The sequence below is a fragment of the Methylocystis sp. NC52PC genome, from assembly GCF_055698645.1.
In genome coordinates this window covers 3873269-3886224 of record NZ_CP170127.1, presented here as the reverse complement: position 1 = coordinate 3886224, position 12956 = coordinate 3873269, and the positions used below count along the sequence as shown (strand labels likewise).

11 protein-coding genes are annotated in these 12956 nt (G+C 66.4%); 9 read left to right on the top strand and 2 right to left on the bottom strand.

What is annotated here, in order from left to right; translation table 11 throughout:
• Positions 1-178: 178 nt before the first annotated feature.
• The 9 genes from bamA (at position 179) to ACETII_RS21095 (ending at position 11397) form a co-directional block, all read left to right on the top strand.
• Positions 179-2674 (top strand): outer membrane protein assembly factor BamA, encoded by a 2496-nt coding sequence (bamA, locus tag ACETII_RS21135; RefSeq protein WP_363349278.1) that lies wholly within the window; start codon positions 179-181, stop codon positions 2672-2674.
• 68 nt (positions 2675-2742) lie between these two features.
• The gene (gene lpxD / locus ACETII_RS21130; RefSeq protein WP_363349277.1) at positions 2743-3801 is read left to right on the top strand and encodes a UDP-3-O-(3-hydroxymyristoyl)glucosamine N-acyltransferase; all 1059 of its coding nucleotides are present in this window, start codon (positions 2743-2745) and stop codon (positions 3799-3801) included.
• A gap of 50 nt (positions 3802-3851) precedes the next feature.
• The gene (fabZ, locus tag ACETII_RS21125) at positions 3852-4316 is read left to right on the top strand and encodes a 3-hydroxyacyl-ACP dehydratase FabZ (RefSeq protein WP_472786851.1); all 465 of its coding nucleotides are present in this window, start codon (positions 3852-3854) and stop codon (positions 4314-4316) included.
• An 11-nt stretch (positions 4317-4327) separates the two neighbouring features.
• Positions 4328-5131 (top strand): acyl-ACP--UDP-N-acetylglucosamine O-acyltransferase, encoded by an 804-nt coding sequence (gene lpxA / locus ACETII_RS21120; RefSeq protein ID WP_472786850.1) that lies wholly within the window; start codon positions 4328-4330, stop codon positions 5129-5131.
• Complete coding sequence (gene lpxB / locus ACETII_RS21115) at positions 5128-6255, top strand: lipid-A-disaccharide synthase (RefSeq protein ID WP_472786849.1); 1128 nt, start codon at positions 5128-5130, stop codon at positions 6253-6255. Before lpxA ends, lpxB begins: the two co-directional genes overlap by 4 nt.
• A gap of 293 nt (positions 6256-6548) precedes the next feature.
• A complete protein-coding gene (locus tag ACETII_RS21110) occupies positions 6549-7877 on the top strand; it encodes an amino acid permease (protein WP_405044871.1) in 1329 nt (442 codons plus the stop codon).
• Positions 7878-7892: 15 nt separating this feature from the next.
• A complete protein-coding gene (locus ACETII_RS21105; RefSeq protein WP_472786848.1) occupies positions 7893-9314 on the top strand; it encodes a cryptochrome/photolyase family protein in 1422 nt (473 codons plus the stop codon).
• 114 nt (positions 9315-9428) lie between these two features.
• Complete coding sequence (gene cobT / locus ACETII_RS21100) at positions 9429-10427, top strand: nicotinate-nucleotide--dimethylbenzimidazole phosphoribosyltransferase (RefSeq protein ID WP_472786847.1); 999 nt, start codon at positions 9429-9431, stop codon at positions 10425-10427.
• Positions 10428-10479: 52 nt separating this feature from the next.
• Positions 10480-11397 carry a LysM peptidoglycan-binding domain-containing protein gene (locus tag ACETII_RS21095; protein WP_472786846.1) on the top strand — a complete coding sequence of 306 codons (918 nt, stop codon included), beginning with the start codon at positions 10480-10482 and terminating at the stop codon, positions 11395-11397.
• Between the two features lie 32 nt (positions 11398-11429).
• Here the strand turns inward: ACETII_RS21095 and ACETII_RS21090 are convergent, their stop codons facing one another.
• Both ACETII_RS21090 and pqqA read right to left on the bottom strand, forming a co-directional pair.
• A complete protein-coding gene (locus ACETII_RS21090; protein ID WP_472786845.1) occupies positions 11430-12455 on the bottom strand; it encodes a cytochrome-c peroxidase in 1026 nt (341 codons plus the stop codon).
• A gap of 144 nt (positions 12456-12599) precedes the next feature.
• Positions 12600-12677: a pyrroloquinoline quinone precursor peptide PqqA gene (gene pqqA / locus ACETII_RS21085; RefSeq protein WP_154420341.1), complete on the bottom strand. Its 78-nt coding sequence runs from the start codon at positions 12675-12677 to the stop codon at positions 12600-12602.
• Between the last annotated feature and the right edge of the window lie 279 nt (positions 12678-12956).

Here is a 12956-nt window from a genome sequence, read left to right as displayed (position 1 = left end):
GTGGCTTTGCGGCCACGCCTTCGACAAATTGCTCGAACAGATTTTATTCTGCGTTTGCAGGGTAGGTTAAACCCTGTAGAAGGTTCAACTGGACCGATATGGCGTCTTTCGCCATGTACATATCATTGTAAACATGCCGCGCTCCGGGCGGTGACGTTGCGACGAGGACCTGCTTTACATGCAATCCATCTGCGGCATCTGGAAATCTTCGTCATTGCTGGCCGCCCTGCTGGCGGCGCTGGTGGTGTTGTCAACGCCAGCCGCCGCGGCGATCATCGTTCAGGGCAATACGCGCGCCGACGCGGAAACCATCCGGTCCTATTTCACCGGGTCGAGCCCGCAAGAGGTGGAGAAGGGACTGGAGGCGCTGCGCGACAGCGGTCGGTTTGCGACGGTCTCGGCGTCCCGCAAGGGCAATGACGTGATCATCCGCGTCACCGAAGGCAATCAGATCAATCGCGTCGTCATCGAAGGCAACAGCAAGGTCAAGACCGAGAATCTGCAGCCCGAATTGCGCACCCGCGCCCATGGCGCCTTCAGCCAGCAAGTGGCCGAGGCCGACGTCGCCCGCCTCACCGAGATTTATCGTCGCGCCGGCCGCGCGGCGGCGAAGGTCTCCTATCGCACCGTCGAGCTGCCGAACGGCCGCATCGACGTCGTCTTCGCCGTTGCGGAAGGCGACAAGACCGGCGTCAAGGAAATCCGCTTCGTCGGAAACAACGTCTATTCGAATCGCCGCCTGGTCGGGCTCATGGAGACGACGGAGATGAATCTCCTGTCGTTCCTCAAGACCAGCGACGTTTACGATCCCGACCGTATCGCCTCCGACCTCGAACTCGTGCGCCGCTTTTATCTGAAGAACGGCTACGCGGATTTCCGCGTCGTGAGCTCCGACGCCCAGTTCGATCCCGCCTTGGGCGGCTACATCATCACCATCGTCGTCGAGGAAGGGCCGCAATACCATGTCGCTTCCGTCGACGTGGAATCGCACCTTCCCGACATCAACGGCGCGGCGCTGAGCGATCTGCTGCGCATCTCGCCCGGCGACGTCTATAACGGCGACGCGGTCGAGAAGACGGTCGAGTCGCTCACGCGTGAGGCGGCAAGGAAGGGCTACGCCTTCACTCAGGCGCGTCCGCGCGGCGAGCGCAATCCCGCCGCCCAGACGGTGTCCATCCACTTCGTTCTCGACGAAGGGCCGCGCGTCTACATCGAGCGCATCAACATTCGCGGCAACACCCGCACGCGCGACTATGTGATCCGGCGCGAGTTCGACATCGGCGAGGGCGACGCCTACAATCGCGTCCTCATCGATCGCGCCGAGCGTCGCCTGAACGGCCTCGGCTTCTTCAAGAAGGTGAAGATCACCAATGAGCCGGGATCCTCGCCCGACCGCGTGATCCTCAATGTGGATGTCGAAGATCAACCCACCGGCAACTTCGGCGTCTCCGGCGGCTATTCGACCAACCAGGGCTTCATCGCGGAAGTCTCGGTCTCGGAAAGCAACTTCATGGGCCGCGGCCAGGCTGTCCGTCTGTCGGTGCAGGCGGGCCAGATCGCGCGCGGCGTGAATTTCAGCTTCACGGAGCCCTATTTCCTCGATCAGCGCATCTCCGCCGGCTTCGACGTCTTCGCCCGTCGCCAGGACGCCTACAGCTACTCGATCTACTCGTCGACCTCGGTCGGCGGCACGATCCGCTTCGGCGTTCCGGTGACCGACGAACTCAGTTTCTCGCCGCGCTACTCGCTGTATCAAACGACGATCTCGATCCCCAACACGAACAACAAGCCGTACAATGACTGTACCGTTCCGACGGCGGTCACGCCCGGCCCCTCGCCCTTCTTCCCCTATGACCAGGGCTACCCGAACCTGCAGTACAACTGCTTGTCGAACGGCGAAGCGTCGCTCGCGATCAAGGAGTCGCAGGGCACGATCACGACCTCGTCGATCGGCTATTCGCTGAACTACGCCACGATCGACAACTTCATGAACCCGCACAATGGCTGGATGGTCAATTTCAGCCAGGACGCGGCGGGTCTCGGCGGCTACTCGCGCTACCTGCGCACGACGGGCGACGTCCGCTACTTCCACGAGGTCCCCTATCTGGATGACGTGGTCGGCATCGCGCGCCTGCAGGGCGGCAATCTGACGCCCTTCGGCGGCTATACGCCGCGCATTCAGGACAACTTCAACCTCGGCCCGAGTCTCGTGCGCGGCTTCGCGCCGGGCGGCATCGGTCCGCGCGACTCCAATCTGTTCACGACGTGGAACGCCCGTAACGGCAACTCGCTCGGCGGCACCGACTATGTCGGCGGGTCGCTCGAAGTTCAGTTCCCGCTCTGGGGCGTGCCGAAGGATCTCGGTTTGAGAGGCGCGCTGTTCGCCGACGCCGGCAGCCTTTGGAACTTCCAGGGCCGCACCAATTACGCCAACAATCTGCCGACCATCCCGGGCGTGACCTGTCTCGCCGCCTATACGCCAGAGGCGGGCTATGGCCAGGGCACCTGCGTGGTGCCGGCGTCCAACGGCTTCCGCCTCCGCTCGTCGGTCGGCGCATCGATCCTGTGGAACTCGCCGATGGGACCGATTCGCTTCGACTATGCGGTCGTCACGTCGAAGGCGGCGACCGACATCACACAGAACTTCCGCTTCTCCGGCGGCGCCAACTTCTGATAATGCATTGGCTCGCCGGGCGATCCTCGCCCGGCGAGCCTTTTTGCGTCCGGAGTCCCGCGACCGAAATGAGCGTTGCAGCCTTTTTTCATCTGTCCCGGCCCTTCTCTGTCGCGGAAATCGCCGAGGCGACCGGCGCGACAATCAAAGAGGCCGGCAGGGACGCGGCCCCGCCGGTGATCACCGGCGTCGCCCCGCTCGCCGCGGGCCATCAGGGCGATATCTGCTTCTTCTTCTCGCCGCGCTATCGCGAGGCGCTCGCCTCATGCCGGGCGACGGCCTGTTTTCTGAAGCCCCGGCACGCGCATCTGCTGCCCGAGCGCATCATTGGCCTGCTCGTCGACGATCCCCAGCGGGCCATGACGGTCGCCGCTTCACGCCTGTTTCCGGAGGCGCTGCGGCCGGGATCGCTGTTTCGGGGCAATGGCGTGTCGCCGAGCGCGATCGTGCATCCCGAAGCGCGGCTCGAGCCGGGCGTCACGGTCGACCCCTGTGCGGTGATCGGACCGGGCGCTGAAATCGGGGCCGGCACGATCGTCGGCCCGCAAGCGGTCATCGGGCCGGACGTGCGGATCGGGCGCGACTGCTCGATCGGCGCGCAGGCCAGCGTCATCTGTTCGCTCATCGGCGACCGGGTGATCATTCACCCCGGCGCGCGGCTGGGACAGGACGGCTTCGGCTTCGCGCGCGGCGACAAGGGCTGGCTCAAGACGCCGCAGCTCGGCCGGGTCATCGTGCAGGACGACGTCGAGATCGGCGCCAACGCCGCCATCGACCGCGGCGCCACGCGCGACACCATCATCGGCGAGGGCACGAAGATCGATAATCTCGTGCAGATCGGTCACAATGTCGTCATCGGCCGGTTCTGCGCGATCGTCGCTCAGACCGGCGTCGCCGGCTCCTGTGAAATCGGCGACTATGTGGCGCTCGGCGGACAGGCGGCGATCGGCGGCCATCTCAAGATCGGCGAAGGGGCCGCCATCGCGGCGAAATCCGGGGTCATGCGCGACGTGCCGGCGGGCGCGCGCTATGGCGGAGCGCCCGCGCGGCCGCTGCGGCGCTATTTGCGCGGCGAGACGCTCATCGACAGGATGGCGCAGCGCGACAAGCCCGACGAGGCGATATAAAAGACCCCGCGGGCCGCGGCAGACGCCCAGATCAACGAGGGGGGACGACCATGTCAGAGACTGAAGCCGGCGCGACGCTGGAGAGCGCGGACATTTTGGAGATCATGCGCCTCCTGCCGCATCGCTATCCATTTCTGCTCGTCGACCGCATCGTCGACATTCGTGGAGACGAGGCGGGGGTCGGGATCAAAAACGTCACGATCAACGAGCCCCAGTTCATGGGCCATTTCCCCGAGCGCCCGGTGATGCCGGGCGTGTTGCTGGTCGAGGCCATGGCGCAGACGGCGGGCGTCATCGTCATGCGCGCGCAAGGCCAAACCGAGCGGCCCAAGCTCGTTTACTTCATGACCATCGACGGCGCGAAATTCCGCAAGCCGGTGACGCCCGGCGACCGCGTCGAATTCCACATGACCAAGACCGCGCAGAAGCGGAATATCTGGTGGTATCAGGGCCGGGCGCTGGTCGACGGCGCGCTCGTCTGCGAGGCGCAGATCAGCGCGATGATGGGCGTCTGACTAGCGCCTCGATGACGGCCGCAATCCATCGCAGCGCGATTGTGGAATCGGGGGCGAGGCTCGGCGAGGGCGTCGTGGTCGGACCGTTCTGCCACATCGGCGCCGCTGTCGAGATTGGGCCCGGGAGCCTGTTGCATGCGCATGTGGTCGTCGCGGGACTCACGGCCATTGGGTCCGGCGCGCGCATTTTCCCTTTCGCGTCTGTTGGAACGCCGTCGCAGGATCTCAAAGCCGCTCTTGCGGAGGGTCGGGTCGCCATTGGCGCCGATTGCGTCATTCGCGAGGGCGTCACGATCAATTCAGGCGGCGGCGCCGGCACGCATATTGGCGCCGGTTGCGCCTTGCTGGCCCATTCGCATGTCGCGCATGACTGTCGCCTTGGCGACGGCGTGGTGCTCGCCAATCAAGCGCTGCTCGGCGGCCATGTCGAGATCGGCGATCACGCCTCGATCGGCGGCGGCGCGGCGATTCACCAGAATGTGCGCATCGGCGCCCACGCCTTTGTCGGCGGCCTCGCCGGCGTCGAAGGCGACGTTATTCCTTTTGGCCTCGCGAGCGGCGATCGCGCGCATCTGTTCGGCCTCAATCTCATTGGCCTGCGGCGGCGCGGTTTTTCCGCCCAACGCATCTCGCGGCTGAAAGAAGCGTATCGCCGGCTTTTCGGAAAAGAAGACGCGCGGCCGCTGCGCGAGAGGCTCGACGGCGTGGCCGCCGCCCATGCGGGGGACGCCGACGTCTTGCGCCTTATCGATTTCCTCCGCGCCCCCACGCAACGCCCGCTCTGTGCGCCGCGCGCGCGGACAGGGGGCCGGTGACCCGCATCTTCGTCATCGCGGGCGAGGCGTCGGGCGACGCGCTCGGCGCCGCGCTCATACGCGCCTTGCGCAAGCATTGTCCGCCCCTTCGCGTCGAGGGCGTCGGCGGCGCGGCCATGGCCGAGCAGGGGCTCGCCTCGCTCTTTCCGATTTCCGACATTGCCGTGATGGGATTGACGCCGGTTCTGGCGCGCCTGCCGAAACTCGTCGCCCGCATCGCTCAGACGGCGCGCGCAGTGGTCGCGGCGAGGCCGGATTGCCTTGTAATTATCGACTCGCCGGACTTTACGCACCGGGTGGCGCGCAAGGTGCGGCGGGCGCTGCCCGATCTGCCCATTGTCGATTATGTGAGCCCGACCGTCTGGGCGTGGCGTCCTGGTCGCGCCAAGGCGATGCGCGCCTATGTCGATTGCGTGCTGGCGCTGCTTCCGTTCGAGCCCGAGGCCCATGCGCGGCTCGGCGGCCCGCGCTGCCTTTATGTCGGCCATCCGCTCGTCGAGCGCCTCGACGAGCTTGAGCCTGCGCAGAGCGGGCGGCCTTCGCTCCTCGTGCTCCCTGGCTCGCGACGCGCGGAAATCGCCCGCATGACGCCGCTTTACGGCGAGGCGCTGGAGCTGCTGACGCGCGGGCGAGACGACCTCGACGTCGCCATTCCAGTCGCGCCGGACATGGATGCGCCGTTGCGAGAGGCCTTGCGCAGCTGGCCGCTGGCCCCGCGGCTCATTGGCCAGAGCGAGAAATTCGCAGCCTTCCGGCAGGCGCGCGCGGCGCTGGTCACGTCCGGCGCGGCGACGCTGGAGCTGGCGCTGGCCGGCGCGCCGATGGCGGTGGCCTATCGCGTCTCCGGCCTCGAATCGCGGTTGCGCTTTCTCGTGACGGCGCCTTCGATCGTGCTGCCGAACCTCATCATCGGCGATAACGCGATCCCCGAGTTCATCCAGGAGGCGGCGACCCCTCGGGCGCTCGCCGACGCCTTGGCGCCGCTCCTCGAAGACACGCCAGCGCGCGCCGCGCAGCTCGCCGCCTTTGGCCGGGTGCGGGAGCGGCTGCTCGAGGCCGGCGCCCATCCGAGCGCGCGCGCGGCGGCCATCGTCCTCGATTATGCGGCGCGCGGGCGGGATTGAGGCGGGCTTCGCCAAGGAGCGCGCGCTCGGCCTTTTCCGCTTGTATCTTTTTGCCCCGCACTCATAATCCTTGGGAACTGAAGGCCTCGTCCTGACGGCGCGAGCGACGCTTGCGCACGAAGGACGAGACAGCCTATGGGCGGCTCCCGCCGCTCGCGCGAAAGGGAGCTGCATTGAGCGTCGTGGCGACAAAGAGAATCTATCTCACTCGGAAATCCCTGCATGCGATCATCGCGGCGCATGAGGCTGAAGGCGAGGGCGGCCTCAAACGCGCGCTCGGCTGGGCGTCGCTCATGTCGCTTGGCATCGGCGGCATCATCGGCGCCGGCATTTTCGTTCTCACCGGCACGGCCGCCGCCAATTACGCCGGCCCGGGCGTGATGGTCTCCTTCATCCTCTCGGGAGCCGCCTGCGCCTTCGTCGCGCTGTGCTACGCCGAACTCGCCGCGCTCATTCCGGTTGCGGGCAGCACCTACACCTACACTTACATTACGCTCGGCGAAATCTTCGCCTGGATCATCGGCTGGAACCTCATTCTCGAATACGCGGCGGGCGCCGCCACGGTCGCTGTCGGCTGGGGCGGCTATTTCAATCGCGTTTTGCACGGCTTCAACATCCACGTGCCCGACGCCTTCACCACCCCCACTTTCGCGCCGCTCGCGAGCGATCCGTCGGCGCATGGTTTCTTCAACGTCCCGGCGGCGGGCGTCATCCTCCTGCTGACGGCGCTGCTCGTGCGCGGCACGTCGGAATCGAGCCTCTTCAACAACGTCATCGTCGCCATCAAGGTCACCGTGGTGCTGATGGTGATTTTCTTCGGCGCCGGGCATGTCGACGCCGCCAATTGGTCGCCGCTCATTCCCGAGAACGCCGGCGAATTCGGCGTCTACGGCTGGAGCGGCGTCGCGCGCGGGGCCTCGGTCGTGTTCTTTGCCTATGTCGGCTTCGATTCTGTTTCGACCGCCGCGCAGGAGGCCCATACGCCGCAGCGCGACATTCCCATCGGCATTATCGGCTCGCTCATCATCTGCACGATTCTTTATGTCGCGGTCGCGGCCGTGGCGACGGGCGTCGTTAATTACAAAGAACTCGGCGTGCCGGATCCGATGGCGCTAGTCATGGACCGCACCGGCATTTCATGGCTCGCCTGGGTCGTGAAATTCGGCGCGCTCGCCGGCCTCACCACCGCGATTCTGGTGCTGCTCTACGGGCAGACGCGCATTTTCTTCACAATGGCGCATGATGGATTGCTGCCGGCGGTCTTCGGTCGGCTGCACGCGCGCTACCGCACGCCTGCGGTCAGCCAAATTCTCGTCGGCGTCGTGGTGGCGCTGGCCTCGGGCCTGTTCCCGATCGACATTCTCGGCGAGATGGTCAGCATCGGCACGCTGGCGGCCTTTGCGCTCGTTTGCCTGGCCGTGATGAATCTGCGCACCATGCATCCCGAACTGCACCGGCCGTTCCGAGCGCCGGGCATTCCGGTGATGCCGATGCTCGGCATTTTGTCCTGCCTCGCGCTGATGGTGGCGCTGCCGCTCGACACCTGGCTGCGGCTCCTTATCTGGACCGCTTTGGGTCTCGCGATCTACATGGTCTACGGGGTCAAGCACGCGAGACGCTAAGCGCGAGGAGGCGCAATGGCCGCGCCGCTCATCCTCTGGTTTCGCAACGACCTGCGCCTCGACGACAACCCGGCGCTCGAGGCCGCCGCCCGCAGCGGCGCGCCGGTCCTCGCTCTTTATGTTCTCGACGACGAGAGCGCCGGGCGCTGGCGCATGGGCGCCGCGAGCCGCTGGTGGCTGCATCATTCGCTCGCGGCGCTCGCCGCCGATCTCGGGCGGCTCGGCGTGTCGCTGATCTTGCGGCGCGGGCGCGCCGAATTCGTGCTCGAAGGGCTGCTCGAGGAGACGGGCGCGGGCGCGGTTTATTGGAACCGGCTCTATGAGCCCTGGGCGATGCGGCGCGACGGCGAGATCAAGGCGTCGCTGCGCGCGCGAGGGCTTACGGTTGAGAGCTTCAATGGCGCGCTGCTGTTCGAGCCGGCGCATATGCGCAACAAACAGGGCGAGACGTTCAAGGTTTTCTCCCCCTTCTGGCGCGCCTGCCTCGCCAGCGGCGGACCGTCGCCGCCGCTGCCGGCGCCCAAAAAGCTCGCCGCCGCGCGGGCGCCCGAAAGCGACGCGCTCGACGACTGGCGTCTGCCGCCGACAAAGCCCGATTGGGCTCAGGGACTGCGCGAGACCTGGCGCGTCGGGGAAAAGGCCGCGCGGGCGCGACTTTCCGAATTCGCGAAGGACCGCTTGCGCGATTACAAGACGGCGCGCGACTTCATGGGCGAAGAGGGGACCTCCCGGCTGTCGCCACATCTTCATTTCGGCGAGGTTTCGCCACGCCGCGTCTGGGCGGAGGCGACCAGCCAGGCCGGCGAAGCCGGCCTTCCGTTCTTGCGCGAACTCGGTTGGCGCGAATTCTGCCATCACCTGCTCGTCGCCTTCCCCGAAATGCCCGATCGCGGGCTCGACAAGCGTTTCGACGCCTTCTCATGGCGAGACGATCCCGCGGCGCTCGCGGCGTGGCGCAAGGGCGTGACCGGCTATCCGCTCGTCGACGCGGGCATGCGCCAGCTCTGGCTCACGGGCTACATGCACAATCGCGCGCGCATGGTGGCGGCGAGCTTTCTCATCAAGCATCTGCTCATTCCGTGGCAGATCGGCGAGCGCTGGTTCTGGGATACGCTGGTCGACGCCGATCTCGCCAACAACAGCGGCGGCTGGCAATGGGTCGCGGGCTGCGGCGCCGACGCCGCGCCTTATTTCCGGGTGTTCAACCCGGTGCTGCAGGGCGAGAAATTCGACCCCTATGGCGACTATGTGCGCCGTTATGTGCCGGAGCTCGCCGGACTCGACGCGCGCTGGATTCACCGGCCCTGGGAGGCGCCTGCGGATGTGCTGGGCCAAGCCGGCGTGCGGCTCGGCGAGAGCTATCCGCGTCCGATCGTCGACCATGCAGAGGCGCGCGCGCGGGCGCTGGCGGCGTTCGAGGACGTGCGGCTCAATTGAGACTTTGGGCCCAACGCCCTGCTTGCTTTGCCGCGCCCGGGATGAGAAACCCGCCGGCGTAGCTTGCCCATTGGACCCATGCCCTCAGAGATCAGACCTTTCGAAGAAATCCGCATGCTGTTCGCCGCATTGCCGGGGCCGAGCGCCGACAGCGTCGCGGCCGTGCGGGCGCGCGACGCCCAGCTCACCAAGCCGCCGGGATCGCTCGGCCGGCTCGAGGAGATCGTCGAATGGCTGGCGGCCTGGCAAGGGGCCCCACAGCCCGCTGTCGAGCGGCCGCTGGTCGCGGTTTACGCGGGAAATCACGGGGTCGTCGCGCAGGGCGTTTCGGCCTTTCCGGCGAGCGTCACCGCGCAGATGGTCGAAAATTTCAGGAGCGGCGGCGCCGCGATCAATCAAATCTGCAAGGCCCATGGCGTCGGGCTGAAGGTGTACGAACTCGCGCTCGAGCGCCCGACGCAAGATTTCACCCAGGCGCCGGCCATGGACGAGCGGGAAGCCGCCGCGACCTTCGCCTATGGTTTCGAGGCGATCGAGGGCGGCATTGATCTGCTCGCCCCGGGCGAGATGGGCATTGGCAATACGACGAGCGCCGCTGCGATCTACGCCGCGCTTTACGGCGGCCCCGCGTCGCGCTGGACGGGGCGGGGGACCGGCGTGGACGACGCCGGGCTCTCGCGCAAGAACGCCGCGATCGAGGCGGCGCTGGCGCTGCATGGGCCGCATCTTTCCGATCCGCTCGAGATCATGCGGCGGCTCGGCGGCCGCGAAATCGCCGCCATGATGGGCGCCATTACGGCGGCGCGGCTCAATCGCGTGCCGGTCGTGCTCGACGGCTATGTCGTCTGCGCGGCGGCGGCGCTGCTTCACGCCATGACGCCGGACGCCATCGCGCATTGCGTCGCCGGCCACGTGTCGGCGGAGGGCGCGCATCGGGAGGCGCTGGAGCGGCTCGGCAAGAAGCCGCTGCTCGATCTCGGGATGCGGCTCGGAGAGGGGTCAGGCGCCGGCCTCGCGATCGGGCTCATCAAGACCGCTCTCGCCTGCCATCGCGACATGGCGACTTTCGCGAGCGCCGGGGTAAGCGGGAAAGAAACTCAGCCCGCACCATGAATTGTCATATCGAGACGGTAAGGTTGGCTCAGTCGAAGGGAAGCGCCGCCGCATGAATCCTGCACTTTTGTCCGCCAATCTTTCCCTGGCGTTCCTGCCCGTCGCGTTCCTTGCGCTGCTCGCGCACCTCAGCCATCTCGCGGCCCCGAACCGGCTGATCCATCTCTTCGACGCCGCCATCGCGGCCGGACTGGTTTACCTCTTCGGCTCGCGCGCTCTTGGCTGGGCCTTCATGCCCCGCGAGGCGCTGCTGGGCCTTTACGCCCTTATTTTCGTCGCGGTCGCCGCGGTTTCCATCCAGCGCAAGATGCGAGGCGCCAACGCAGGCTTCGCCTCGGGATCAATGCTGACGCAGAGCGCGGCGATGGCCTATGTGTTCGGCCCGCTCGATTACTGGAAGCCCATCGTCTCGGGCCTTCTCGTCATCTATTTCGGGCTGGAGCTGCTTCGCTGGCTGGCCGGGACCGAGCAGGCGGTCGAACAGCGCGAGGAAACAGACCACCGTCCGCCCCTGTTCCCGCCCAAACGCGTGCGCGGCCGACGTGAAATCGCCCTTGCCGGCGTCGCGGCGGCCTTCGTCTATCTGTTCGTCACCGGAATGGGAAGGACGCCGCCCTCGCTCGCGTCGCAGGAGTCCGCCGACGCTCAAAATACCGCATCCGCGCCGGCGGAAAGCGGCGCGGCCCCGTCCGATGAAACGGCGACGTCGAACGACGCACGAGGCGGCGCCGAGGCCAACGCCAATATGGGCGAGCGGGGGTCCGTGAACGCTTCGGATCCGGCTGCCGCAGCGCCCCAACAGTCGGCCGGGAAGAACCTCTACACGGCGGCCGCCGGCGATACGCTCAAATCCGTTGCAAAGAAGCTTTATGGAAAGCCGGAGAAATGGCGCGCCCTCGCCGCCGCCAATCCCGGCCTCAAGCCTGCGACGAAGCTCAAGGCGGGGCAGGCGATCTCCGTGCCAAAGTAAATTTTGGCGAAGGCCGCGCTTAGACGGGCCTCTTACCTCGCGTCGGGGAAGGGCTCCGGCGCGGCGTAATTCGCCGGGGCCGCGCCCGTCAGAGCTCCGAGGAACGCGACGATGTCCGCGGTCTCCTGCCGGGACAAAGTCTTGCCGAGCTGGGTTTTGCCCATGATTTCGACGGCCTTCGGCAGGTCCTCGACCGAGCCGTCGTGGAAATAGGGCGCGGTCTTCGCTACGTTCCGCAGGCTCGGGACTTTGAAGACGTAGAGGTCGACGTCGTTCTTGGTCACGTCGGCGCGGCCCTTGTCCGGCGTCTTCGCGCCCGTCTCTTTCCAGTAATCCTCAACTACGCCGAATTTCTGGAAGGAATTGCCGCCGACGCCCACGCCGTTGTGACAGGCGGCGCAGCCCGTGTCGATGAACAGGCGCAGGCCGGCGAGCTGTTGCGGGGTCAACGCCTTCACGTCGCCGGAGAGGAAGGCGTCGAATTTCGACGGCGTCAGCAGCGTTCGTTCGAACGCCCCGACGGCGACGCCCCAGTTCCGTGAATTGACCGGGTCCTTGTCGCCCGGGAAGGCTTTGGCGAAGGCCTCGGGATAGGCGGGAATCGCCTTCAGCTTGCCCATGGCCGTGGCCTGGTCCGGATTGCCGAAGCTCGCGGGGCCGAGCAGCGACTTTTCCGCCTGGTCCTCGAGCGATTCGCGATCGCCCCGCCAATGCTGCTTGACGTTGAGCGCAGCGTTGAAAATCGACGGCGCGTTGCGCGGGTTCTCCTTGCCGAAAACGCCGATCGCCTTCGGCAGGCCGTCGCTCGCCTGCCTGTCGGGCAGATGGCAATGCGCGCAGTTTACGTTGCCGTCCATCGAAACCCTGTTCTCGAAGAACAGTCGGCGGCCGAGCTCGACTCGCGCGGCTTCGACCGAGTCCTTGGCGACGGGGACAGCGGGAAGCGGCTGAAAGACTGCCTTCGCCTCGTCGAGGAGTTTCTTTGAATCAAGGGCGCCGGCGGCGGCGGGCGCCGCAAAGCCGGCCACCAGAAGCAGGGAAAGGATGGGCTGTCGCATATCAACCCCGCGGTGGCCCGCGGCCTCTGAAACCAGGCAAAAAAAATCGAGCCAAGTAGAGACGCCGGCGTGCCGCCGCGCTGTTCCTACCGGCTCGATTTTTTGTGAGCAGACCGCCGAAAAGGCGGCGACTCGCGTGAAATCTTAGATTTCGGCCGACGAGTAGGCGGTGACTTCCATGCCCACGCAAACTTCGACGATCACAGGGGTGGTCCAGGCCATTGTATTTCCTCCGTTTGGAACTCAGTCGGCTGCATCCTGCTCTTGGATGTCCTCGGCTTCTCGGGCCGGGCGACGGGGGCAGGTTCGAGCTCGGCGAGACGATTATCACGTTCATCTCGGCGGCGCAATTGGCCTAGCCTGCGCGCCTGTTCAAAAGAAACGCAGGCGCGTGACCGCGCGGGTGCGGCACCTTACGTCTCGACATGGGGCGTGACGGCTGCTAGGCATAATCGGCCTTCGGAAGGGGCGGCGGCGCAAGCGGCCCGGCCCGAAGCGCGT